This is a genomic window from Mesorhizobium cantuariense (assembly GCF_042647205.1).
Taxonomy (GTDB): domain Bacteria; phylum Pseudomonadota; class Alphaproteobacteria; order Rhizobiales; family Rhizobiaceae; genus Mesorhizobium; species Mesorhizobium cantuariense.
The window spans coordinates 503,212-527,813 of the sequence record NZ_JBHRVD010000001.1; the positions used below are offsets into that span (position 1 = coordinate 503,212).

Consider the following 24,602-nt stretch of genomic DNA (forward strand, 5'->3'; position numbering starts at 1 on the left):
ACGCTGCTCGTGAATAGGACGGGCTTAGACGCCGAGTTCACCGTTTCTCCTATAACCGTATAGGCCCTGAAGATCACAGTGAAATAAGGTCATGCGTCAGATTACTTTTTTGCGCGACTTCCAAAGAGAACAGTCGTGCTAGCGTTCCGCCTATCATCATCAGAATTTCATGCAGAAGTGACGGCCGGGGAGCGCATATGTTGGCGAAAGTGATTGAGAACGAATGGATTCGGATGCCGGACGGGCGCAGGTTGGCGGCCAGGATTTGGCTTCCCGCCTCAGGGGGAGCGGCACCTGCCATTTTCGAGTATCTGCCTTACCGCAAGCGCGATGGAACTGCGGGGCGCGATGAGACGACGCATCGCGTTTTTGCCGATGCGGGCTATGCGTGCGTGCGTGTCGACATTGCCGGAACGGGTGACAGCGAGGGGCAGTTCGACGACGAATATTCCGAGCAGGAGTTGAGCGACGGCGAGGCGGTTCTGACCTGGATCGCAGCGCAGGAATGGTGCGACGGCAACATTGGGATGATCGGCATCTCGTGGGGCGGGTTCAATGGTTTGCAGTTGGCATATCGCCGTCCACCCCCGCTGAAGGCGGTGATCAGCATGGCCTCGACCGTTGATCGCTACGCCGATGACATTCACTTCATGGGCGGCTGCCTGCTCAGTGAGAATGCTAATTGGGCCACCCAGCTATGTGCCTATCTCACCCGTCCGGCGGATCCTCAACTACGCGCTGACTGGCGTGAGGATTGGATCGCACGCCTGGAAAACGTTCCCTTCTCTGCCGTTGACTGGATGCGTCATCCGACACGGGATGAATTCTGGAAGCACGGCTCGGTCTGCGAGGACTGGTCGCGCATTGAGGCGCCAGTTCTGGCAATCACCGGCTGGGCGGACCCGTATGTCAATGCGCCGCCGGCGCTGGCGGCGAACCTCCAGGTTCCGTGCAAAGCCATGATCGGGCCCTGGGAACACAGCTATTCCCACCTTTCGCGGCTCGATCCTGCAGATTTCCATTCGGAAGCGCTTCGCTGGTTCGACCGCTGGCTGAAGGGGAAGCAGAACGGCGCGGAGGACCTCCCCGCTTACCGTGTTTACATCCAGGAACATTTCAACCCGAGCAAGAAGTACGGCCCACGCGTGGGCCGTTGGGTGGCGGAGCAGAGCTGGCCCTCACCCCACGTGAATGACCGAGTTCTTTTCCTGGGGTCAGATGGGTTGAAGGACAATGCGACCTTGGGGACTATAGCTGTCTCAAGCCCTGCGCACATCGGTCAGACAGGAGGGTACTACTGCCCAGGCATGCGCATCGACAACGAACTTGCCGAGGACCAGGCAGCCGACGATGCTCTGTCGACCTGCTTTGACACAGCACCGCTGACAGAGCCGATGGAACTGCTCGGTCGTCCCAAACTGAAGTTTGCCTTTTCAGTTGACAGACCAGTGGCTCAGATCGTGGCGCGCCTGTGCGACGTCTCACCCGAGGGCGTTTCGCAGCGGGTTACCTTTCGCCCCCTGAACCTGACCCATTTTGCCAGCCATGAGAGCCCGCAAGCACTGGTGCCGGGGCAGGTCTACGAAGCCGAGATAGAGCTGAACGAGTGCGCCCATCGACTGAGAGCCGGACATGTCCTTCGGCTGGCGCTGTCGACCTCTTATTGGCCATTGGTCTGGCCAGCGCCTGGAAATGCAGTGGTCACGCTGCACTTGGAAAATAGCACGCTACACCTGCCAATTCGAACAGTAACTGAGGAAATCCCGCCATTGGACCCCGGTCCGCCACGGGAGTATCCCAAGCTACAAGCCCAGCAGATGCGTCCAGCCAGTAGCACCTCAAAGCCGCATACCTTGGAGGATGGCACGGTAGTGCTGGATACGTTCGATGACTTCGGCCAGAAGATCAATCCGCATCACGGAATGGCCGTAGGCAGCGATGTTCGGATGCGCTACGCCATCCATCCCGACAATCCAGCATCGGCCATCTTCGAAAGCCAATGGAATTTCACCTACCAACGTGACCAGTGGCAGGTTACGATCAAGACCGAACACAGCATGAGTTGCGACCCTCAACACTTCTACCTACACCGCAAGGTGCGCGCCATCGAGGGCCTGGACGAAATCGAGGTGTTCGCAAGAGAATGGTCCGAAACCATTCCGCGCGGCCTGCTTTGACGTGTCCGAGGAACGACAATGAATATAACGCGGATCAAGCGCTTCTTGAGTACCGTGGCCGCTGGTGATGCACGCTAGATGTGAGCACCTAACCGTCCTATTCACTGCCCCGCACGAGCGTGAACGTATGAGGCGTCTTTTCACCGCAGCTGAGACTGGAAGGTAGATGCCGGGCCCGAAGGGGAACAGTGGTAAAGGAAAAGTCGTGTGAAGCTCCATGAATATGCCAATTTTGACGCCACCGGACTCGCGGAATTAGTTCGCAAGCGCGAGGTCACTGCGGAAGAGCTTATCCGGCTCGCACGTGAGGCCCACGATCAGCTAAATCCTACACTCAACGCCGTAATAGAGTTCTATGATGACGCCGAGTCCGCGCCAGGCTCACATGAAGGGCCGTTCGTCGGCGTGCCATTCCTGCGAAAGGATATTAGTTCAACCGAAGCTGGCCGACTATTTGAATGCGGAAGCCAACTCTACCAAGGCTTCCGTCCCGTAGTAAATAGCTATTTCGTGGAACGGGCTCGGGCCGGGGGTTTACGCATAGTGGGACGCACTACCACGACTGAGTTGGGAGTATCCGGCCTTAGTGAAACTGCATTATGTGGGATCACGCGCAATCCCTGGAATCTTGATCGGACAGCAGGCGGATCGTCCTCGGGATCAGGAGCGGCCGTCGCCGCTGGCATCGTGCCTACAGCGTCTTCTAGTGACGGCGGCGGATCGACCCGTATCCCAGCGGCCTATTGCGGGCTCGTAGGTCTTAATCCTTCGCGCGGGCGACTCTCTGGGGGGCCAAGTGCGCAGGATCCAGGTCACGGTATCAGTAGAAGGTTCGTACTTTGCCGGACCGTTCGCGATATGGCCGCGGCGCTAGCAGGCTGTTGAAGAAGTGTCGCGCTTGGCTTTGAGGATGGCCTCATCGCCATTGTGATAGGCGAATGCGATCTCGATGGAGCCGTCGTCGAGCAGTTCGGCGGAGCCATCACCTGTGGCTTCGTCCATTTCGTCGAAGCCGGCCCACGTGAAGCAGACCGTCGAGGGGCTGTAGCTCAGATCGAGGCCGGCTTGCAGAGCGCCAAAGGCGATCTCACCACTATTGTCGGCCCTGATGGTGATCGTGGGTATCCATCCGAGCAGGGCCGCGGGATTTTGGGCGCCGCGCGTGGTAGCGTCGGTTCATGGAGATCGATGAGGACAAGATCGACGATGCCGTTCTGGCGCTGTTATGGCTGACGCTGCATAACGAGCGGTGTGCCTGGAAGGGCTTCGATTGGGCAACGACGGATCGGCTTCACAAGAAGGGCATGATCGGCGACCCGGTCAACAAGTCGAAGTCGTTGATCCTGACCGATGAAGGCTTGGAGCGTTCGCAAGCATTGTTCCGGGAGCTGTTTACGCGACGGCCGCAATAGCCGTCCCTTTGTGTGACTTCCATTGCCAAGGCAGCAGTTCGTGTAGGCGCGAGACGGGAAGATCGGCGATGCGGGCGAACACATCGGCGAGCCACGCCTTTGGGTCAACGTCGTTGAGACGGCAGGTCGTGATGACGGAGAGCATGATGGCGGCACGATCGGCCCCACGCTGAGAACCGGCGAAGGTCCAGTTCCGGCGCCCAAGAGCAATACCTTTGAGCGCGCGCTCCGCCGCGTTGTTCGTGAGACAAATCCGGCCATCTTCCAGGAAACGGGCAAAACCATCCCAGCGCTTCAGCATGTAATCGATCGGCTCGACCACTTCGGACGATTTGCTGAGCGTTGCGCGCTCCCGTTTCAGCCACGCGTGCATGTCATCGAACAGCGGCTTGCTCTTTTCCTGCCGCGCGGCCAGTCGTTCTGTGGCGCTCAATCCATTGATCTCGCGCTCGATCTCGAACAACGCCTCGTACCGTTGGACGGCCTCCAGGGCGATCGGCGAGATCGGCTTGCCTTTGCGTTTGCGCTCGCGGGCACTTTTCTGGATATCGGCCAGTTCAAAGAATTTGCGCCGCGCGTGCGCATGGCAAAAGGCGAAGGTGATCGGTACTGCTTTCTTTTCGGCGACACTGAGCGGCTCGAAGCCATTGTAACAATCACTCTGCAGAATGCCGCCATACCCGGCCAGGTGCTTCTGCGGATGCTCGCCGCGGCGGTCGCTCGACGCATAGTATATGGCCGCCGGCGCCGCCGCGCCGCCGTAGGACCGGTCATCGCGCACGTAGGTCCATATGCGCCCGGTCGTGCATTTGTCTTTGGCCTGAATGGGAATGGTGGTGTCGTCGCCAAAAAGGCGCTCGGCCGCGAAAACATGCGCCTCGATCAGATCAAAAATCGGCAGGAGCGCAGCTGTGCCATGCCCGACCTGGTCGGCCAGCGTCGAGGTCGAAAGCTCGATGCCCTCGCATTTGAACCGGGTGCTCTGGCGGTTGAGAGGGCTATGCATGCCAAACTTGTCAAAGAGGATCGTCGCCAGCAGATGAGGACCGATGAAGCCGCGCGGTGTGGCATGGAACGGCGCCGGCGGCTGGCTGATCGCCTCGCAGTCGCGGCAGGTAAATTTCTCCCGCACCGTCTCGATCACCTTGAACCGGCGCGGAACCTCCTCGAGCGTCTCGGTGACGTCCTCGCCCAGTTTCGACAGGCGCGACCCGCCGCAGCATGTGCAGGTGGCCGGCGGATCGATAATTACGCGTTCACGTTCGATGTCCTCCGGCCACGGCTTGCGAACCGGCCGTTTGCGCGTGAACGAACGCACGTTCGCGGTTTTGGCGGCAGCCGCCTGAGCTGCGGCTTCATCTTCCGTCGCCGCCATCACCAGTTCTTCGAGCTGCAATTCCATTTGGTCGATCAGGCGCGCCGTGCGTTCGGATCGCCGGCCGCGCATTTCGCGCTTCAGCTTTTCGATCGCCAGCTCCAGACTGGCAATCAAGGCCTCACTGTCCGACAGCATGGCCTGCGCATTGGCGGCTTGCGCCACCGCGATGTCCCGCTCGGCAACAACGACGTCGCGTTCAGCCTGTAACATCTCACACTCGGAAAGCAGCGCCAGGTAGGCGCTCGCAAGGTCCGCAGGAAGATCCACTGGCTTCGAGATCATGAAGCCTGTGAATCAGATTCACTCAATATTTTCAATGCAATAATGCTATCCGACCCGTGTCGGACGCCAGGTTTCCTGCGGATTGCGCCAGTCGATCCCGGACAGCAAATAAGACAATTGCGCCGGTGAGATCGCTACCGCGCCGCCCTCCATGTCCGGCCAGATAAACCGGCCTTTCTCCAGCCGCCGGGTAAAAAGGCAGGCGCCCAGACCGTCATGCCAGATGATCTTCAAAATATCCGATCTGCGCCCCCTGAAGACGAAGAGATGCCCTGACAACGGATCATGCTTCAGAACCTCCTGCACCCGAAGCGCCAGAGAGGGAAAGCCACAGCGCATGTCCGTGAACCCCGTCGAAAGCCAGACCTTGACCCCTGTTCCTATCGGAAACGGATTCACAGCAGCGTCTCCAATCCGCGCATGATCCGGAGTAGCGCTTCAACATCGACATCGCGGTCCACGATCACACGGTGACCGTTGGCGCTGACAACCTCCATCCGGCCGGCGGTCGGCAATGCCCCTGCTGCCGGCTCTACCTCCGAGACAAGCAGCGCCGGGACAAAGCCACCGACAGGTGACCCAACATCCAGTTGCCAAGCTCGTGCGAGCCGGCGCCATTCATACAACTGCGAACGCGATATCCCATGTCGTCGCGCCGTCGTCGCACACAAGCCAGGTTCCGAATAGCTCTCGGCGACAATCTGCAGCTTCATCTCTTTGCTGAAGCGTCGCCGCCGGCCGCTATCGATAATCTCAAGTCGTTCCATTCCGCACTGTCCGTATTGACGTCAATAAGGACAGTCAGTGCCAAATCCGACAATTCTCACAAGGCGGCCCACCTCGGATGCGTACGGTCGGCATGCGGCTCGATCATGTGCAGCGCCGCCACCCGTTCGGCATGCCCGTCAGCCGGCGTCAGGCAGGCATCGACCAGCAAACCATGGCGGTTCTCCATCAACCCATGCCCCATGAAGCTGAGCTTGGCTTCCTTGCCTTTGCCCTTGCGGTAGAGCCTCGCATCGGGATCGGTCGTCGAGGCATGCGTCTCGTTCGACCGCTTCTGGCCGTGGAAGTCCGCCTCCTCATTGCGCCCGCCGCCACCCGACGGCGGCTCATCCGGGCCGTCTTTCGGCTTGAAGCTCTTGATCGAGGCCCAAGCCTCGATCAGCGTGCCATCGACTGAGAAGTGATCCGTGGAGAGAAGCTTCTTCACCTTGGGCCGTGCCAAGACCGCGTTCAGAAACTTCGCCGCGATATCGCCTTCGAGCAGCCGGTCGCGGTTCTTCGAGAACACCGAATGGTCCCACGCCGCGTCGTCAACACCGATGCCGACGAACCAGCGGAATAGAAGATCGTATTCCAGCCGCTCCATCAGCAGACGCTCCGAACGGATCGAATAGAACGCCTGTAGCAGCATAGCCCGAAGCAACTTCTCCGGCGGGATCGATGGTCGCCCGATCGGCGAATACAGCGCCGCGAATTCTCGCTCCAGCGCCGACAGTGCCTCGTTCACGATCGCACGGATCGTCCGAAGCGGATGATCCCGCCGAACCCGCGCCTCGAGGTCCACATAGCTGAACAGTTCGCCAGTTCGATTGTCGCCACCGCGCACGATTCAGTCTCCGAGTTCCTTCGGTGACAGTGAATCATGATCCCAATCGGGCACCTCGAACTACGGCATTTCCGAGACCTGTGGGGCGGCAAAGCGGTTCGGCCCGGGCTGATGGCGGGAAGTGGCTTCGGTTTTGGTCGTTGAGGTTGATGCTGGGTGCCGAGTTTGGCGTCGCGGCGGCGTTTTCCGCCGCTTTTGGCGTCATGCAGGCGCAGTTCGCCCCTGGTGCCAGACGTAGCGCATCAGATTGTAGGCGAGGTTCGTCATGCCGATCTTGGTCCTGGCGCGGGCGATGCCGATCGTGCGGATGAAGAGTTTCATCTGCGCCTTCTGACGGGCGAAGACGTGCTCGACGAAGGCTCGGGTCTTTGAGCGCCGGCCGTTGGCCCGCGACGTCGCTTCGCTCATAGGCCGGCCCTTCGGCTTCTTGTGGTGGATTTCGGAGACATATCCGTTCCGGTCGAGCCACTCCTCGTTCTTCTTCGAGCGATAGGCGGTGTCGGCCCAGACCGTAGACCCGGTATTGGCGCGGTTGAGCACGTTGCGAAGCTGCGCGCCGTCATAGGCGGATGCGCTCGTGACGTTCCAGCCGCGGATGAAGCCGTGCCGGCGGTCGATGGCGGCATGGTTCTTGTAGCCGAAAGCGGGAATGGCGATGTCGCGCTGCTGCGCCTTTCCCTCCTCGGCGACCTTGGCCTTGGAGAACTTCACCGTCCAGCGGGCATCGCGATCCTTCTGGCGCAGCTTGGCCGGCTTCTCCTTCCATGCGTCCGGCACCTTGCCCGCCTTGATGTCGGCCTTCTCGGCGTCGGTGTTGCGCTGCTTCGGCGCCGCCACGATGGTGGCGTCGACGATCTGCCCGCCCATCGCCAGATAGCCGGCCTTGGCGAGGTGCTTGTCGAAGCGGGCAAACAGGTTCTCCACCGCGCAGGCCTGCGTCAGATGCTCGCGAAACAGCCAAATCGTCTTGGCGTCTGGCACTCTGTCGCCGAGCCCCAGTCCGAGGAAGCGCATGAAGGACAGCCGGTCCTGGATCTGGAACTCGGCCTGGTCGTCGGACAGCCCGTAGAGCGCCTGCAGCACCATGATCTTGAACATCATCACCGGGGCGTAGGCAGGACGACCGCCCCTGGCGCCGTCCGAGCGCTTCAGCACCTTGGCCAAAGGCTTGCGGAAAACCTCCCACGGCACAACGGCGTTCAACTTCTCCAGGGGATCGCCGGCTTCGCTTAGCCGAGCATAGCGCTCATCGATATCCCAGAACCCGGCCTGTCCCCGCATCCAATCCCTCCTTCCAAATCGCAACGGCAGTGAATCACAAACCGGTCAAAATGGGGAGGTTTTTCGAGACCTCCAATCCGGTCGCGAGAGGCTTTTTCAACAGCCTGCTAGTCTTACTGAGTCACGAAAGCGCGCGGAGGGGGATTCGTAGGCGACCTGGTTGTGATAGGTTGGCGATTCACAGCGATGGATGGGCGCCATGGTCAGCGAGGACGGTTGCGAAGCAGCCGCGTTTGATGGGTATTTGGAAGCACTGGTCGAGGTCATAGGCCATGCCGATCGGGCAGAGCCGCTGCGGGATTATTGTACGGGTTTGATGATGCCGGTGGCGCGCAAAAGCGTGGAGCCCCTGGCCGCCGTTACGGCGCCATCACGTGTTTCGGCCAAGCATCAATCGCTTTTGCATTTCGTGGGACAAGCGCCTTGGTCGGATGACGCACTGCTGGCGCGCGTTCGTGATTGGGCCTTGCCGCGCATGATCGAGCGTGGCGGTGCGATCACCGCCTGGATTGTCGACGACACTGGCTTTCCAAAGAAGGGGAAGCATTCCGTCGGTGTCGCACGCCAATATTGCGGCCAGCTCGGCAAGCAGGACAATTGCCAGGTTGCCGTCAGTCTTTCGATTGCGAATGAGGGGGCCAGCTTACCGGTTGCCTGGCAGCTTTATCTACCTGAGATCTGGGCAAATGATCCAGAGCGCCGGAAGAAGGCGAAGATCCCGGACGAGATCCTATTTCAAACCAAGCCACAGATCGCGCTTGAACAAGTACGTGCGGCGCTAGAGACGCAGATGCCGGCGGGCGTGATCCTTGCCGACGCCGGTTACGGCGCAGACGGCGGGTTCCGCCGAGGATTGACCGAGCTGGGCCTCAGCTATGTCGTGGGTGTCCAGCCGACGCTCAGTGTTTGGCGCCCAGGCGAAGGACCGCTACCGCCCAAGACCTGGAGCGGAAAGGGTCGGCCGCCGTCGCTGATGCAACGAAGCGCGGATCATCAACCTCTTTCAGCCAAGGCGCTTGCGGAAAGTCTGCCGATAGACGCGTGGCAGACCGTCATATGGCGGGAGGGCAGCAATACCGATCTTGCGTCGCGCTTTACCGCTGTTCGTCTTCGTGTCGCGTCCAGAGACTATAATCTCGGACATCCGCACGCCGAAGAATGGTTGCTTGTCGAATGGCCCGAAGGTGACAAAGAGCCGCTCAAATACTGGCTTTCGACCCTGCCGGAAACGACCGCGCTGCGTGATCTTGTTGCCACGACCAAGCTAAGGTGGCGGATTGAACGGGATTATCGCGAGCTCAAGCAGGAACTGGGCCTTGGCCACTACGAGGGTCGAGGTTGGCGCGGATTCCATCATCACGCCAGTCTTTGCATCGCGGCTTACGGGTTTCTCCTCTCCGAACGGGAGACGATTCCCCCCTCAGCAATCGCCCGTTCCAAAAGCAGCGAAAAACCTCCTATTCCCCGCGGTTCACGATCCAGCGAGCCCGCCCATTCGCCCCGAACGGCACACCTCAAATTCGATCGCGACGCTGCATAGAAAACTGACCGTCGCACTTGCCCGCAGATTGATGCGATGTCCCTGCTGCGCTCAGTCGAAGCCGAAATATCCAAATTTATGACGCAGTAAGACTAGACGTGCTATCCGGAAACTACCCGGGCGATCCATTCATTATTCCCGGAGCTGAACGTCCCTATGTTGAAGAGCTTTCGTGTTCGAGCAGCCGTTTGAGGGTGGGTGTCGCGTTGAATTCATGGGCGGAAGTCAAGCTCGATCCGGAAATTCGCGACCGGGTGGCGGAAACGGCCAAGGTGCTTGAGGGGATGGGGCATGAGGTGGAGGAAATTCCCCAGCCATTTTCTGCTGCGGAATACCGGGAATTGATAGTTGGCTCTTATTATCTCAGCTATGCAAATCTAGATGCCGAGGCAAGCGCTCTCGGCCGAAAGGTAGATGAAACGACACTCGAAGCGCTAAATCTTATAATTTATGAGAGGGCGAAGAATCTTCCTCTGTCCCACGCAGAAAGAGTTTTCGAACACGCCCGCAAGATACGTTTCGATGTCGGGAAAGCCATTCAGGGTTTTGATATCCTGCTGACACCTACAATGCCTTGCACCGCTCTTCCGCATGATGCCTACTCTATGAGTCTCGGAAACATGTCCGCAGACGATCTACTGACATTCGACGCGGCACTCTGTCAATATCTTGGTATATTTAGTGTGACCGGCCAACCGTCTGTATCATTGCCACTCTTTTGCAGTTCCAAAGGATTGCCTGTCGGCATTCAAATCGTCGGACGCTTCGCCCATGAGTCGACCGTTGTCCGCGTCGCCCGGGATCTGGAACAGGCAATCCCTTGGACAAAGCGGCGACCACCTTTGTTTGCAGGGATAACGGGACAAGACAAGGCTTTGGCAGCGGCGCAGGGTCTAGTGGTTTCCTCCTGACATAAGAGTCCTGTTTGGGATTCCCTTTGGTGGGCGTGCATGCGAGTCTGGCGCATGCGTACAGGAATTTCGTTGACCGTTTCGCCGATCGATCGCCAGCGCCTGACGGCGCTGCTCAGGGATCGTAATGCGCCGCAGAAGCATGTCTGGCGCGCCGAGATCGTTCTGTTGAGTGACGACGGCGTGGGCACCGTCGAGATCATGCGGCAAACCGGCAAGTCCAAGACCTGCGTGTGGCGCTGGCAGGAGCGCTTCGCCGCCGAAGGCTTCGAAGGGCTGCTGCGCGACAAGACGCGGCCCTCGCGCATTGCGCCACTCGGACCCGAGGTGGCCGAGCGCGTGGTAGCGCTGACGCTTGCAGACCCGCCGGGCGAGACGACGCACTGGACCGCCGACATGATGGCGACGGCGGCCGGCATTAGCGCCAGCGCGGTGCGCCGCATCTGGAAGACGCACGGGCTGCAGCCAAATCGCTGGCGGCAGTTCAAGCTCTCCAACGATCCGAAATTCGTCGACAAGCTGCGCGACGTCGTCGGCCTCTATGTTGATCCGCCGGCCCACGCCATCGTGCTGTCGGTCGATGAGAAGAGCCAGATCCAGGCGCTCGACCGCACGCAGCCTGGTCTGCCCATGAAGAAGGGACGGCTCGGCACCATGACGCACGACTACAAACGGCATGGCACGACCACGCTGTTTGCCGCCCTCAACGTGCTGGACGGCACCGTCATCGGCAAGAACATGCAGCGCCACCGCCACCAGGAGTTCATCCGCTTCCTCAACGCCATCGAGGCGCAAGTGCCGGCCGGCAAGGCCGTCCACGTCATCCTCGACAACTACGCCGTTCACAAGCATCCCAAGGTGCGTGCCTGGCTCGACCGCCATCAACGCTTTACCTTCCACTTCACCCCGACCTCGTGCTCGTGGCTCAACGCCGTCGAGGGCTTCTTTGCCAAACTGTCGAAGCGGCGCCTCAAGCGAGGCGTCTTCCACTCGGTCGTCGACCTCCAGGCGGCAATCAACCGCTTTCTCGCTGAGCACAACCAGAAACCAAAGCCCTTCACTTGGGCCGCCGACCCAGACAAAATCATCGCTGCCGTTAAACGCGGGCACCAAGCGTTGGATTCCATCCACTCTCATGATTGCTGACAATAGCCTTTGGCATAGGTTGCAGTCGGCCGAATCCGATCGGCGGCCGAGGTACTTGTACGGCGGATATGAGGTGCAAGAGGCGGGACTTGAACGTCGGTCAACAATCTCTCATCCGCGGGTCGAGCCGCATGACCTTGTTTCGTTTGGGGCTGCCTCTGTCTAGGTGGCGAGCGTCAAGGCTCATAGTGGAGACGAGGGCTCCCCGGCATTGTCCCGCCTCCAGCACCGTATATCGCGCCGAGGCTGATGTTGGATGTTGCGATCTCCTCTCCTGGCTGCCTGTCAAGTTGATGTCATGCCGCCTTTGGGGTGATTGAACCGTGCAGGCGATCGACCAGATGAAGCCCACCATCTCGCGTGCGATGGCGACATTGACGACGTTGGCGTTCTTGCCGCGCGCGCTGAGCCGACGATATCGGGTACACAGTCGAACCTGCGCTTTCCATCCGATGTCGCGAACGACTTTTGGCAACGCCTCGATTCGATCGACCTTGTGACGGCCGATGCGCGGCCTCATCCGGTAAGCCCAGGCGCCTTCGACCAGCGCGCGCCGGGCATGGGTGTTGCCGGTCTTGGTGATGCCGCCGCGCCAGACGCTCTCGCCGCTCGATCGCTCGCCCGGGACCAAGCCGAAATAGGCCATGAGCTGACGTGGGTTTGAGAAGCGTGTGAAGTCACCGACCTCCGCGACCAGCACCACGGCATTGATCAGCGCGATCCCGCGCATCGCCTGCAAGGCGTCAACGACCGGGCGCTGGTCCCATTCCGGGAGAAGGCTGAGTATCTGTTCCTCGACCTGCCGCAGGCGCCGTTCCGCATCCATGACGGCATCGACGTAGTCCTGAAATGCGATCTGCTGAGCGGGATGTTCGAAGGCCAATGTCGAAAGCCATCGCCGATAAGCCATTCGCCAGGCGGTTCCCCGCTCGTGCTTGCGTCCGTGACGCAGCAGAAATCCTTGAAGATGTTGGCGCGCTCGCGTCACCACTTGTCGCACGACGCTGCGCAGCCGGATCAGGTCGCGCATGGCTTCATGATCGGCGTCGGGCACCCAGACCGGCGTCAACTCGCCGGCCCGGTGGAGGCGGGCGAGCATGGTCGCATCGCGACGGTTCGTCTTCACGCGATCGCCGGGCTTCTTCGGAATCAGTGACGGCGCCACCACGTCGCATCGATGGCCGAGGCTTGTCAGTTGGCGATGAACGCCATAGCCGCACGGTCCGGCCTCATAGCAAAACACCAGCGGTTTACCGGACTTCCCCAGACGATCGCACAGCTTGCTGATGGCATCAGGGTCATTCGCAATCTCGCCAAGATACTCCACCGAACCGGAGCGCCCGTTCTCCGCCACCGCGATTGAAATCCGTTCTTTGTGAATATCCAAACCGACAAATCGGGTATGTTCCATGTGGCCCGTCTCCTATGCATGAGGCTCTGTGCCGGCCCAGCCGGCTTAACCCTCGTACCGTTGCATATCGGATGACGGGCCGCCCTCAGGCCCAGCAATCATAGGGACTAGTACCTCTGCACAGAGGTTATGACGGGTTGAACCGGCTGAAGTTTGGGTAGGATGTCGTGGTCGACGAGCAGTTGGATGCTGCGCGCGACACCTGGTTGCCTGCGGATGAGGCCGGAGCGTTCGAGGGTTAGCACCATCTGGTGGACGGACGGCGGGGTGACGCCGAAATAGCGTTGCATGTCGCGTTCGGCCGGCGGCTGGCGGTTGATCTGCATATAAGCCCAGATGAAGGCGAGGTACTGGCCCTGTTTTTCGGTGAAGCTGGGACCCGCAGGCGTTTGCCCGTCAAGTAATTGATTCAATTTTCGATTCATCCGGAACCCTTGGCAACCGAGGAGGCTTTCTGGATGAATCTACGCTATCGTGTCGATCTCGACCAACCCGAACGCGATGAACTCACAGCGATGCTGGCAGGCGGCAAGCAGCCGGCTCGCAAGCTCAAGCGGGCGCAGATCCTGCTCGCCGTCGACGCGGGCTTGGGTGACGAGGCCATTGCCGCGACGGTGGTGGTCGGCGGCTCCACTGTCTATCGCACCAAGCGCCGCTTCGTGGAGATGGGTCTGGAGGCGGCGCTCAGCGAAGAGCCACGCGCAGGCGCGCAACGCAAGCTGACGGGCAAGGAAGAAGCCCTGCTGGTGGCCACCGCCTGTTCCAGTCCGCCGCCGGGCCGCGCCCGCTGGACCCTGGAACTGCTGGCCGGTGAGTTCGTCAAGCTGACCGATCACCAAGAACTGTCGCGCGAGACGGTGCGCCGACGCTTGGCAGACAACGATCTCAAGCCCTGGCGCAAGGACATGTGGTGCATCCCCAAGGTCGACGCCGAGTATGTCGCGCGCATGGAGGACGTGCTCGACCTCTATGCCGAGGCACCGGACCCGAAGCGACCGGTGGTGTGCTTCGACGAAAGCCCGACCCAACTCATCGGCGAGGTGCGACAGCCGATCCCGGCCGAACCGGGCCGGCTTGAGCGGTATGACTGCGAGTACAAGCGCAACGGCACCGCCAACCTGTTCGTCTTCCTCGACGCACACCGCTCCTGGCGCAAAGTCAAGGTCACCGAGCGGCGCGCCGCGGAAGACTTTGCCCATTGCATGCGCGACCTCGTCGATATCCATTACCCGCAGGCCGAACGCGTCAGGGTGGTGCTCGACAATCTGTCAACCCACTCGGCCGCCGCGCTCTACCAGGCTCTGCCTGCTTCAGAGGCGCGACGCGTCCTTCGACGGCTGGAATTCCACTACACGCCCAAACACGCCAGCTGGCTCAACATGGTCGAGATCGAAATCGGCGTCCTGCGCGGCCAGTGCCTCGATCGTCGCATCAATAGCTATGATCGCCTCGTCGCGGAGACCGCTGCCTGGGAGCACCTGCGAAACACCAGTGGCGCTCGCATCAACTGGATGTTCTCTACCGAAAACGCACGCCTTAAGATGGCCAAAGCCTATCCCAAGCCGACTTCCAAAGAGTCATAACCTCTGTGCAGAGGTACTAGGAAGAATTTCTTGATGCAAACTGAGGGCAAGGTGGCAGTCGCTGGCGGCAATTCTGGATTGGGAATAGTCCAATGCGACCGGCCCACTACAGACACCCATTTGGTTTCGCGGAAGGTGTCTGGGCGCACCGCTTAGAGTCCGTTTGGAAAATCGAGGGGTCGGGGCTTTGCGGTGAAGCGATTTGTGATTCAAGCTCTGGATGTGGACCGAGCAGAGCCGTGGGCGAATGGCCCAGATCGCCAAGAAAACCAAGCGCTACCCATCCGATTTGACGGACGAGGAATGGGAGCAGATCGCCCCGTTAATGCCCAAGCCTGGGCGTCGCGGCCGTGCCCATCCCTGAATTTCAAAACGGACTCTTACGTTTTAGGCGCAGGCTGATAACGACGAGCGTTTCAGCGGACACTGCGGCGCTTCTTTGACCTGCCACTGAGAATTTCCTCCATCTGAGCTTAGAGTCCGGGCCTTGATTGAAGGACGGACTGATGAAGAGAAAGCGTTTTACGGAAGAGCAGATCATCGCGGTTCTGCGCGAGCATGAGGCGGGTGCGAAGGCGGGCGATCTGGCCCGCAAGCACGGGGTCTCGGAGGCGACGCTGTATAACTGGAAGGCCAAGTATGGCGGGATGGACGTCTCTGACGCCAAGCGCCTGAAGGCTCTGGAAGACGAGAACGCCAAGCTGAAGAAGCTGCTCGCCGACCAGATGCTCGAAGCCTCGGCGCTGCGTGAGCTTCTGTCAAAAAAATGGTAGGGCCCGCCGCCAAGCGCGAAGCCGTCGCGCATCTGCAGGCCGTCATGGGCCTGTCGGAGCGTCGGGCCTGTTCCTTCGTCTGCGCCGATCGCAAGATGATCCGCTACCAGTCTCGCCGACCGCCAGAGACGGAGCTGCGTGGTCGGCTGCGTGACCTCGCGAACGAGCGCCGACGCTTCGGCTACCGGCGGCTGTTCATCCTGCTCAGGCGCGAGGGCGAGGCATCTGGGGTCAACCGTATCTACCGTCTCTATCGCGAGGAAGGTCTGACGGTGCGCAAGCGCCGGGCAAGACGGCGAGCAGTCGGCACGCGGGCGCCGATCCTGGTCGAGGCAAAGCCGAATGCGCGCTGGTCGCTGGATTTCGTCCATGACCAGTTCGCCTGCGGCCGGCGCTTCCGTGTGCTCAACATCGTCGACGACGTGACACGCGAATGTCTGGCCGCGATTCCGGACACCTCGATCTCCGGCCGTCGGGTTGCTCGCGAGCTGACGGAACTGATCGCCCAGCGCGGCAAGCCAAGCATGATCGTCTCCGACCACGGCACGGAGTTCACGTCGAACGCCATCCTTGCATGGTCGAAGGATCACGGGATCGAATGGCACTACATCGCGCCGGGCAAGCCGATGCAGAACGGTTATGTCGAATCCTTCAACGGTCGCATGCGCGATGAGCTTTTGAACGAGAGCCTGTTCTTCGGCCTCGACCACGCCCGCAGCGCCATCGCCGAATGGCGGGAGGACTTCAACACCGCGAGGCCTCATTCCTCGCTCGGCTACCAGACCCCGGCGGCATACGCCGAGGACATCACCGCAACCGGCTCCGACGCTGTGCTGATGGAAGGCTCTGCGCCTCCGCCGGTTGCTCAACCCGCGCCAAGAGGCGTAACAGAAACGGCCAAGGCTCTAATCGCCGCTGGATGAATGTTCAGTGGCAGGTCATCTTGGATCGAAAATATGTAACGCCCTACTTGAGGTTATTTCGAGTGCCCCGCGTGCAGCCGTCATTTATGGTCAATGCCGTGATGTGAAAACGGTCCGCCTGCAAAGAAGATCGCTCAAGTTGAAAAGGGGAACATTTATGAAAGACATACGCAATGTGAGCCGCCGGTGCTTTCTGAAGACCGGCGCCGCGCTTGGAGGGGGCATTTTCGCAAGCGGCATGCCATTGTCGCAAGCCATTTGGGCAGCCGAGGGCAAGGTGCTCAAAGCTAGCTCCTATGGGGACCTCACTAAACTCGATCCCGCCTTCTACGCACGTGCCGTCGAAGTTGATGTGATGAACTGCATCTATTCGACGCTCATTCGCTACAAGCCTGGTTCCGAATGGGGCTGGGAACTCGAGGCGGCGGAAAAGATTGAGCAGGTCGATCCGACCCATATTCGCTTTCACCTAAAGAAGGGCATTAATTTCACCGGGGGCCACGGCGAGTTGACCGCGAAGGATGTCAAGTTCTCGTTCGAGCGCGTGATTAAGCTCAATGCACCCACGAAGCCCGATTGGGGGCCGTTCGATCATGTCGAGTTGGAGGATGACTATACCGGCGTGATCGTATTTAAAGAGCCATACGCGCCGGTCTGGCTCGTTCCGCTTCCCTATGCTGCGGGCCAAATCGTTTGCGAGAACGCGGTGATGCAAGCAACCAAGGACGGCGGTGATTTCGGCATGAAGCCGCCTGCTTTCTCTGGACCGTATGTGCTCGCCGACTGGAAGCCGAAACAATACATATCGTTGACTCGCAATCCGGAATGGTCAGGGCCGAAGCCAGGCTTTGACGAAATCCGCATCTTGCCGATCGACGACGTCAAAGCAGCGGAGCGCGCCTATCAAGCCGGCGACATCGACTTCACCGGGATCAGCTTGGATTCGCTCGCTACATTCAAGAAAACTCCGCCTGCGAACACCAAAGTAGAGAAAAGGCCGTCGATCGGCTACGTCTGGATCGGCATGAATATCGAGAATCCGAAGTTGAAGGACATCAATGTCCGAAAGGCGATTCAATGGGCGATTAATGTGCCGCAGATACTGGATGCCGCCTATGCCGGTGAGGTCGAAGTGGCCACGGGGACCATCGCTTCGGGCCTTGTCGGACATCGGGAAGAGGCCCTCGTTCCACCAGAAGGCGACCTAGCAAAGGCCAAGGAGTTCCTCGAGAAGGCCGGCGTCACCGACTTGGCCCTGACCATTGACTGCAGGAATGAAAGCGGTCATTCAACTATAGCCCAGACGGTACAGGCACAATTGTCTCAGATTGGCATTTCGGTCGAGGTTAATGTCCGGGATACCAGTACATTCTGGACGCTCGGCATGCAGTCCGAGGGTGATCGCTGGAAGGAATTGCAGCTCATCGTCAATAGCTTCATCGGTCTGCCGGATCCGCACTACGAAGTGTCGTGGTTCACGCAAGATCAGGTCGGCGTTTGGAACTGGGAGCGTTTCCGCAGCGAGCGGTTTGACGAACTGGTTGCCAAGGCGGTCACGATCGACGACCCAGACGCGCGGGCAAAGCTCTATTACGAAATGCAGGATCTGATGGAGGAGTCGGGTGCCTACCGGTTCTTAACCAACGAGGCATCTGTATTGGCATACCGTACCACGCAGGTGGAAGGCGCAACCCGCCCGGACGGGAACCCGCTCTATCTCGATTTCAAGCCGGTCTAGACTTCAGTTTGATCGGCACGGCAACATGTTGCTATATCTCTTCAAACGCATTGTCCTGGCGGTTGCAATCATTGTGACCGCGGTGGCGGTTTTGTTCCTGATGATCCATGCAGTTCCGGGCGATCCTGCCGTGGCTCTGCTCGGCCCACGGGCGACCCCGGAAATGATAGCGCAGATACGTCAGCAGATGGGGCTCGATAAACCTTTTGTCGTGCAAATGGTCACATTCTTTGGAGGGTTGCTCCACGGCAACCTTGGTTTTGATGTGTTCAGCCAGAGACCTGTTGCCGACATCGTTTTCGAGCAATTGCCGTATACAATCGAACTGATCCTGGCGTCGATCTTTTGGGCGGTTGTGGTGGCCCTGCCGCTTGGGTGCTACTCGGCGATGCGTCGGAATTCTTTGATCGACCAGGTCTTTGGAATTGTAGCAGTCGCCACTATCGCTATTCCTTCATTTGTGATGGCAGTGTACGCGCTTCTGATTTTTGCCGTGACTTTACGCTGGCTGCCGGCAATAGGAGCTGGCCATGGTTCTTGGGACGGTTTCGTCCATCTGGTTCTACCAGGCTTCGCCATCGGAATCGGCTGGGTTGGGTATATCTCCCGACTAATACGCGCATCCATGCTCGAAATCCTGGGAGAAAACCACATACGCATGGCTCGCTCCTTCGGCATTCCGGAATGGCGCATCGTTATGCGTTATGCTCTGCCGCTCGCAATTCTGCCAACCGTGACTATCCTCGGCGTGGGTATAGCTTGGCTGCTTTCATCTGCCGTATTTATCGAGGTGGTCTTCGCAAGACCTGGCGTCGGCGCGCTGATCAAAAACGCGGTCGAAGCGCGCAACTATCCAATCGTGCTGGGCACCGTGCTGGTGACCACCTTCCTTGTCGTTGTCGCGACGACACTCTCCGATCTGATCGCTGCAGCGCTCGATCCTCGAACCCGCGAGAACCTCTAGCATGGCGAGTGTTGAAGCAATCAACCCCGAAGCCAATGAGGAAGAGAGCCTAGGCACATTTCGCACCTTCCTCCGGCAAATGCGCAGCAACCGCCTGGGCGTGCTAGGAGCAGTACTCGTCGTGGTCGTGGTGGCAAGTGCGCTATTTGCCCCGCTCATTATCACGCACGACCCGACCCGCATTATGGTTGGGCCGCGTCTGGCCGGCCCTTCAATGGATTTTCTGCTGGGCACGGACCAGTTGGGTCGCGACACGTTTTCGCGTGTCATGATGGGCGGGCGCATCCCGCTCCTCGTCGCTTTCGCCTCCCTTGGTAGTTCGCTGGCGGTCGGCCTTTTACTCGGTCTCATCGCAGGCATAGGGCCGCGTTGGCTGGACAATTTGCTCTTACTTGTCTTCGATACGAACCGCTCCATTCCTGGCATCATTTTCGCGATGGCTATGATCGCGCTTCTTGGACCCAGTCTCGCCACTCTCATTTTCGTGATCGCGATCGGCTCAGTGCCGATCTACGCGCGTGTCGTCCGTACCCAGACGCAGGCCCTACGCAATAGTGAGTACATTGCCGCTGAGCACAGCATGGGCGCGAGCACGACCCGGATCCTCGCCTATCACGTGGCTCCTAACGTACTAGGACCGCTTCTGATTCTGGTCAGCATGGACATCCCGGCCGTCATCGCCGTAGCGGCAGGCCTAAGCTTTCTCGGCATGGGCGTGCGCCCACCGACGCCCGACTGGGGATCGATCCTTTACGATGGATATAGCTACATCCAACAGACGGTCTGGCTGGTTATCGCTGGCGGTATTCCGATCGTCCTCGCCACGCTCGGCTTTACCTTCCTGGGCGAGGCACTGCGCGACATATTCGATCCCAAGCTGCGGAAAGACCTATGAGACGCGATGATTCGATATCCCCTACGTCCGCCCTTCCGCTTTTGGAGATCCGCAGGCTCTGTCTCGATTTCGGCACACCGCGTGGGCGCGTCCACGCCCTTCGTAACGTTTCGCTCGATGTGCCCTTCGGACAGGTGGTTGGGATCGTTGGGGAAAGCGGATCCGGAAAATCGACGCTCGCCTATGCGGCGATGGGCCTGCTTCCCGAAAATGCAGATGTCACAGCCGGCAGCATCGTGTTCGAAGGTAAAGACCTGCTCAAAATGTCCGCTCCAGCGCGTCGGAGCCTGCTCGGCGATCGTCTTTCGATGATTTTCCAAGACCCGATGACCGCACTCAATCCCGTGCGGAATATCGAGAGCCAGATGATCGATATCCAGCACCACGAACAAGGAAGCCGGAGCGAGAAGCGCGCTCGTGCCCTCGAGATGCTTCACCGGGTCGGAATTCCCGATCCCCAAAGCCGCATCGGCGGCTACCCGCATCACTTCTCAGGTGGTATGCGCCAGCGCATCTGCATCGCAATGGCGCTTCTTGTGAGACCGGCGCTCCTCATCGCCGACGAGCCGACCACTGCCCTCGATGCAACGCTGGAGGTGCAGATCATCCGTCTACTCAAGGATCTGCAGAAAGAGATCGGTTGTTCGATCCTCTTCGTTTCTCACCATCTCGGCGCTGTGGCTGAGCTGTGCGACCGGGTCGCCGTCATGTATGCCGGCGAGGTGGTGGAGCAGGGGGCGGTTCGGGATATATTCCACAAACCTGCCCACCCCTACACGCGCGCGCTGCTTGAGTGCGACCCGGGACGGATCAGAAAGAAGACACGCACTTTGCCGACCATACCCGGTGAAGTGCCCAGTCTCCTCGGCAACAAAATAGGATGCATCTTCCGCACACGTTGCCAGCATGCGATCAGCCGCTGCGTACAAGAGAACCCGGGCGAGTACCGAGTCGGCGTGGACCAAGTCGCGCGATGCCATCTCCTCGGGGAAGAGCGGCTGGTGTCGGCATGAGTGCGCTGCTTCGCGTCCAGGATTTGCGTGTGCGCTTCCGCACGATGGGTCCGCTGAAAGCGCTGGCCACCGGCACAAAGGCTCCTTTCATAGACGCGGTATGTGGTGTCTCCTTTGAGGTCCGCAAAGGCGAGACTCTGGCCCTTGTCGGCGAAAGCGGCTCAGGCAAATCCACTATCGCTCGCACGATAATCGGGTTGCAACGGGCAGTTAGCGGTAGCATTAGCTTCGAGGGACAGGAAATTGAGGGGCTCAGGGGAGCCGAACGCAAGCCGTACTTGCGGCGCATGTCGATGATGTTCCAGGATCCAATTGGATCACTCTCGCCGAGGCTGACGGTTCGATCGATCCTGACAGAACCTTTTCGAATCCATGGATTAAAGGATTGCGACCTCGGAGCCGAGGCCGAGCGCCTACTTCGGATGGTTGGCTTGCCGGCGGATTTTGCTCGCCGCTATCCCCATCAGCTTTCCGGAGGTCAGGCTAGGCGCGTGGGCATCGCGCGAGCCCTTGCCGTCACGCCGGACCTAATCATCGCCGATGAGCCGACCGCAGGCCTCGATGTCTCGGTGCAGGGCGAGGTGCTAAACCTGCTCGCGCGCCTCCAGGACGAACTGGGCATGGCGATCCTGATCATCTCACACAATCTCAATGTCGTGCGCCACATGACCGATCGCATGGCGATCATGTATCTCGGCCGCTTCATTGAAGTCGGCTCGACCGACGGCATTTTCGATCAACCGCGTCATCCCTACACCGAGGCGCTGCTTGCGGCTAATCCCGAGCCTGACCCGGATGCTGTGCTCAACAGGATCGAGCTTAAGGGCGAGGTCCCCAGCCTGCTGCGGCGGCCGTCCGGCTGCGAGTTCCACACGCGCTGTCGCTACGCGCAGGACATCTGCGGCCGGGTCTTCCCCGATCCTTCAGCAGACCCGCATGACCCGAAGCACAGCTTCAGGTGCCATTTTCCGCTGGAGCGGGAAGCCGCGCCGCAACTGGAGCAGCAGACACTTTCTGCCGCCATGGCACCGACCTCTATCAAAGCCTAGCCACTAATCCGCCCCCGCTGTTCTGACTCCCACATCGGCGGTCGAGCATGGTCCAGACGCCTAATAGCAAAAATGCGCACAATCAAACCGACCCTCTCCCCCGTCGTTCCGGACTCGTGAAGGTGTTCTTCAGCTTGGCCGGATGCGACGTAACAACGGGCGAGAGGGCGAAATAAGATCATTCGGCAGGTTGGTTTTGCGCGACTTCCAAAGAGAACAGTCGTGCTAGCGTCATCATCATCAGAGTTTTACGCAGAATCGAAGGCCGGGGAGCGCATATGTTGGCGAAAGTGATTGAGAACGAATGGATTCGGATGCCGGACGGGCGCAGGTTGGCGGCCAGGATTTGGCTTCCCGCCTCAGGGGGAGCGGCACCTGCCATTTTCGAGTATCTGCCTTACCGCAAGCGCGATGGAACTGCGGGGCGCGATGAGACGACGCATCGCGTTTTTGCCGATGCGGGCTATGCGTGCGTGCGTGTCGACATTGCCGGAACGGGTGACAGCGAGGGGCAGTTCGACGACGAATATTCCGAGCAGGAGTTGAGCGACGGCGAGGCGGTTCTGACCTGGATCGCAGCGCAGGAATGGTGCGACGGCAACATTGGGATGATCGGCATCTCGTGGGGCGGGTTCAATGGTTTGCAGCTGGCATATCGCCGCCCACCAGCGCTGAAGGCGGTGATCAGCATGGCCTCCACCGTTGATCGCTACGCCGATGACATTCATTTCATGGGCGGCTGCCTGCTCAGCGACAATCTGAACGGAGCCACCCAGTTGTTTGCCTGGTTAACCCGTCCGGCGGATCCTCGACTACGCGCTGACTGGCGTGAGGACTGGATCGCACGACTGGAAAACGTTCCCTTCTCTGCCGTTGACTGGATGCGTCATCCGACACGGGATGAATTCTGGAAGCACGGCTCGGTCTGCGAGGACTGGTCGCGCATTGAGGCGCCAGTTCTGGCAATCACCGGCTGGGCGGACCCGTATGTCAATGCGCCGCCGGCGCTGGCGGCGAACCTCCAGGTTCCGTGCAAAGCCATGATCGGGCCCTGGGAACACAGCTATTCCCACCTTTCGCGGCTCGATCCTGCAGATTTCCATTCGGAAGCGCTTCGCTGGTTCGACCGCTGGCTGAAGGGGAAGCAGAACGGCGCGGAGGACCTCCCCGCTTACCGTGTTTACATCCAGGAACATTTCAACCCGAGCAAGAAGTACGGCCCACGCGTGGGCCGTTGGGTGGCGGAGCAGAGCTGGCCCTCACCCCACGTGAATGACCGAGTTCTTTTCCTGGGGTCAGATGGGTTGAAGGACAATGCGACCTTGGGGACTATAGCTGTCTCAAGCCCTGCGCACATCGGTCAGACAGGAGGGTACTACTGCCCAGGCATGCGCATCGACAACGAACTTGCCGAGGACCAGGCAGCCGACGATGCTCTGTCGACCTGCTTTGACACAGCACCGCTGACAGAGCCGATGGAACTGCTCGGTCGTCCCAAACTGAAGTTTGCCTTTTCAGTTGACAGACCAGTGGCTCAGATCGTGGCGCGCCTGTGCGACGTCTCACCCGAGGGCGTTTCGCAGCGGGTTACCTTTCGCCCCCTGAACCTGACCCATTTTGCCAGCCATGAGAGCCCGCAAGCACTGGTGCCGGGGCAGGTCTACGAAGCCGAGATAGAGCTGAACGAGTGCGCCCATCGACTGAGAGCCGGACATGTCCTTCGGCTGGCGCTGTCGACCTCTTATTGGCCATTGGTCTGGCCAGCGCCTGGAAATGCAGTGGTCACGCTGCACTTGGAAAATAGCACGCTACACCTGCCAATTCGAACAGTAACTGAGGAAATCCCGCCATTGGACCCCGGTCCGCCACGGGAGTATCCCAAGCTACAAGCCCAGCAGATGCGTCCAGCCAGTAGCACCTCAAAGCCGCATACCTTGGAGGATGGCACGGTAGTGCTGGATACGTTCGATGACTTCGGCCAGAAGATCAATCCGCATCACGGAATGGCCGTAGGCAGCGATGTTCGGATGCGCTACGCCATCCATCCCGACAATCCAGCATCGGCCATCTTCGAAAGCCAATGGAATTTCACCTACCAACGTGACCAGTGGCAGGTTACGATCAAGACCGAACACAGCATGAGTTGCGACCCTCAACACTTCTACCTACACCGCAAGGTGCGCGCCATCGAGGGCCTGGACGAAATCGAGGTGTTCGCAAGAGAATGGTCCGAAACCATTCCGCGCGGCCTGCTTTAATCCAGCAGGGAAGAAGCGTGGCAATCAGCTGCGGCAACCTTGTCGTTGGAGCGTTGAAGCACACCTTGGGAGGAGCATCGCCCGCCACCCAACGCGTTAGCTGATATCGCAAAATGGTAACACCGCCCCGGACGAGCATCTCGGGCTCAGTCAACTGCCAGATGAGTATTTTGCAGTTTCAATAGCTGGGTCCTTGCGCTCCAATGATGGAGAACTGGTGAGTTCCAACCTCGCTGAGTAGTTGACTTCGGCAGTT

The 24,602-nt window shown here is 59.7% G+C and carries 20 protein-coding genes and 3 pseudogenes; 15 read left to right on the forward strand and 8 right to left on the reverse strand.

Translation table 11 applies throughout. The annotated features are described in order from the left end of the window. The first annotated feature begins 209 nt into the window (after window positions 1-209). A complete protein-coding gene (locus ACFOJ9_RS02330) occupies window positions 210-2,177 on the forward strand; it encodes a CocE/NonD family hydrolase (protein WP_378987527.1) in 1,968 nt (655 codons plus the stop codon). 207 nt (window positions 2,178-2,384) lie between these two features. Then, window positions 2,385-3,062: an amidase family protein gene (locus tag ACFOJ9_RS02335; RefSeq protein WP_378976792.1), complete on the forward strand. Its 678-nt coding sequence runs from the start codon at window positions 2,385-2,387 to the stop codon at window positions 3,060-3,062. On the opposite strand, the gene ACFOJ9_RS02340 is transcribed toward ACFOJ9_RS02335, so the two are convergent. Beyond that, entirely contained in the window at window positions 3,048-3,179 is a 132-nt protein-coding gene (locus ACFOJ9_RS02340; RefSeq protein WP_378976794.1) for a hypothetical protein, read from the reverse strand. The two genes, ACFOJ9_RS02335 and ACFOJ9_RS02340, sit on opposite strands and share 15 nt — an antisense overlap. Window positions 3,180-3,355: 176 nt before the next feature. On the opposite strand from ACFOJ9_RS02340, the gene ACFOJ9_RS02345 reads away from it, so the two are divergent. Next, window positions 3,356-3,589, forward strand: coding sequence for a DUF6429 family protein (locus tag ACFOJ9_RS02345; protein ID WP_378919521.1), 234 nt, complete (start codon window positions 3,356-3,358; stop codon window positions 3,587-3,589). On the opposite strand, the gene tnpC is transcribed toward ACFOJ9_RS02345, so the two are convergent. The 5 genes and pseudogenes from tnpC to ACFOJ9_RS02370 all read right to left on the reverse strand — a co-directional run bounded on the left by tnpC (window position 3,570) and on the right by ACFOJ9_RS02370 (window position 8,142). Continuing rightward, entirely contained in the window at window positions 3,570-5,249 is a 1,680-nt protein-coding gene (gene tnpC / locus ACFOJ9_RS02350; protein ID WP_378976796.1) for an IS66 family transposase, read from the reverse strand. The genes ACFOJ9_RS02345 and tnpC overlap by 20 nt on opposite strands. A gap of 45 nt (window positions 5,250-5,294) precedes the next feature. Next, window positions 5,295-5,648 carry an IS66 family insertion sequence element accessory protein TnpB gene (gene tnpB, locus ACFOJ9_RS02355; protein WP_378976798.1) on the reverse strand — a complete coding sequence of 118 codons (354 nt, stop codon included), beginning with the start codon at window positions 5,646-5,648 and terminating at the stop codon, window positions 5,295-5,297. Further along, window positions 5,645-6,016 (reverse strand): IS66-like element accessory protein TnpA, encoded by a 372-nt coding sequence (tnpA, locus tag ACFOJ9_RS02360; RefSeq protein WP_378919519.1) that lies wholly within the window; start codon window positions 6,014-6,016, stop codon window positions 5,645-5,647. Before tnpA ends, tnpB begins: the two co-directional genes overlap by 4 nt. A gap of 83 nt (window positions 6,017-6,099) precedes the next feature. Beyond that, window positions 6,100-6,861 (reverse strand): annotated as a pseudogene (locus ACFOJ9_RS02365) (IS5 family transposase); the annotation flags it as partial. A gap of 201 nt (window positions 6,862-7,062) precedes the next feature. Further along, entirely contained in the window at window positions 7,063-8,142 is a 1,080-nt protein-coding gene (locus tag ACFOJ9_RS02370; protein ID WP_378976622.1) for an IS5 family transposase, read from the reverse strand. A gap of 199 nt (window positions 8,143-8,341) precedes the next feature. On the opposite strand from ACFOJ9_RS02370, the gene ACFOJ9_RS02375 reads away from it, so the two are divergent. From ACFOJ9_RS02375 to ACFOJ9_RS02385, 3 genes are all read left to right on the forward strand, one after another. Continuing rightward, entirely contained in the window at window positions 8,342-9,682 is a 1,341-nt protein-coding gene (locus tag ACFOJ9_RS02375) for an IS701 family transposase (RefSeq protein WP_378925689.1), read from the forward strand. 98 nt (window positions 9,683-9,780) lie between these two features. Then, complete coding sequence (locus tag ACFOJ9_RS02380; RefSeq protein ID WP_378976800.1) at window positions 9,781-10,593, forward strand: amidase family protein; 813 nt, start codon at window positions 9,781-9,783, stop codon at window positions 10,591-10,593. Window positions 10,594-10,647: 54 nt separating this feature from the next. Then, window positions 10,648-11,739 carry an IS630 family transposase gene (locus ACFOJ9_RS02385; RefSeq protein ID WP_378976802.1) on the forward strand — a complete coding sequence of 364 codons (1,092 nt, stop codon included), beginning with the start codon at window positions 10,648-10,650 and terminating at the stop codon, window positions 11,737-11,739. A 319-nt stretch (window positions 11,740-12,058) separates the two neighbouring features. Here ACFOJ9_RS02385 and ACFOJ9_RS02390 read toward each other — a convergent pair. Together ACFOJ9_RS02390 and ACFOJ9_RS02395 are read right to left on the reverse strand one after the other, a co-directional pair. Continuing rightward, a pseudogene (locus tag ACFOJ9_RS02390) lies at window positions 12,059-13,150 on the reverse strand (IS110 family transposase); the annotation flags it as partial. A 107-nt stretch (window positions 13,151-13,257) separates the two neighbouring features. Beyond that, window positions 13,258-13,575 carry a LexA family protein gene (locus tag ACFOJ9_RS02395; protein ID WP_095081630.1) on the reverse strand — a complete coding sequence of 106 codons (318 nt, stop codon included), beginning with the start codon at window positions 13,573-13,575 and terminating at the stop codon, window positions 13,258-13,260. A 33-nt stretch (window positions 13,576-13,608) separates the two neighbouring features. Here ACFOJ9_RS02395 and ACFOJ9_RS02400 point away from each other — a divergent pair, with 33 nt between their 5' ends. From ACFOJ9_RS02400 to ACFOJ9_RS02440, 9 genes and pseudogenes are all read left to right on the forward strand, one after another. Then, the gene (locus ACFOJ9_RS02400) at window positions 13,609-14,733 is read left to right on the forward strand and encodes an IS630 family transposase (RefSeq protein ID WP_095081716.1); all 1,125 of its coding nucleotides are present in this window, start codon (window positions 13,609-13,611) and stop codon (window positions 14,731-14,733) included. A 220-nt stretch (window positions 14,734-14,953) separates the two neighbouring features. Continuing rightward, window positions 14,954-15,085, forward strand: a pseudogene (locus ACFOJ9_RS02405) (transposase); the annotation flags it as partial. A 154-nt stretch (window positions 15,086-15,239) separates the two neighbouring features. Then, a protein-coding gene (locus ACFOJ9_RS02410) for an IS3 family transposase (RefSeq protein WP_378976804.1) occupies window positions 15,240-16,429 on the forward strand; the annotation gives its coding sequence in 2 pieces (ribosomal slippage) (window positions 15,240-15,492 and window positions 15,492-16,429; 1,191 coding nt in all). Between the two features lie 157 nt (window positions 16,430-16,586). Next, window positions 16,587-18,167: an ABC transporter substrate-binding protein gene (locus ACFOJ9_RS02415; protein ID WP_378976806.1), complete on the forward strand. Its 1,581-nt coding sequence runs from the start codon at window positions 16,587-16,589 to the stop codon at window positions 18,165-18,167. Window positions 18,168-18,192: 25 nt separating this feature from the next. Continuing rightward, complete coding sequence (locus ACFOJ9_RS02420) at window positions 18,193-19,131, forward strand: ABC transporter permease (RefSeq protein ID WP_378976808.1); 939 nt, start codon at window positions 18,193-18,195, stop codon at window positions 19,129-19,131. Between the two features lies 1 nt (window position 19,132). Then, window positions 19,133-20,026, forward strand: coding sequence for an ABC transporter permease (locus ACFOJ9_RS02425; protein ID WP_378976810.1), 894 nt, complete (start codon window positions 19,133-19,135; stop codon window positions 20,024-20,026). Next, the gene (locus ACFOJ9_RS02430; RefSeq protein WP_378976812.1) at window positions 20,023-21,039 is read left to right on the forward strand and encodes an ABC transporter ATP-binding protein; all 1,017 of its coding nucleotides are present in this window, start codon (window positions 20,023-20,025) and stop codon (window positions 21,037-21,039) included. Before ACFOJ9_RS02425 ends, ACFOJ9_RS02430 begins: the two co-directional genes overlap by 4 nt. Beyond that, on the forward strand, window positions 21,036-22,088 hold the full coding sequence (locus ACFOJ9_RS02435) for an ABC transporter ATP-binding protein (protein ID WP_378976814.1): 1,053 nt from the start codon (window positions 21,036-21,038) through the stop codon (window positions 22,086-22,088). The genes ACFOJ9_RS02430 and ACFOJ9_RS02435 overlap by 4 nt, the downstream gene beginning before the upstream one ends. Window positions 22,089-22,378: 290 nt before the next feature. After that, the gene (locus ACFOJ9_RS02440; RefSeq protein WP_378987530.1) at window positions 22,379-24,346 is read left to right on the forward strand and encodes a CocE/NonD family hydrolase; all 1,968 of its coding nucleotides are present in this window, start codon (window positions 22,379-22,381) and stop codon (window positions 24,344-24,346) included. Window positions 24,347-24,602 lie beyond the last annotated feature (256 nt).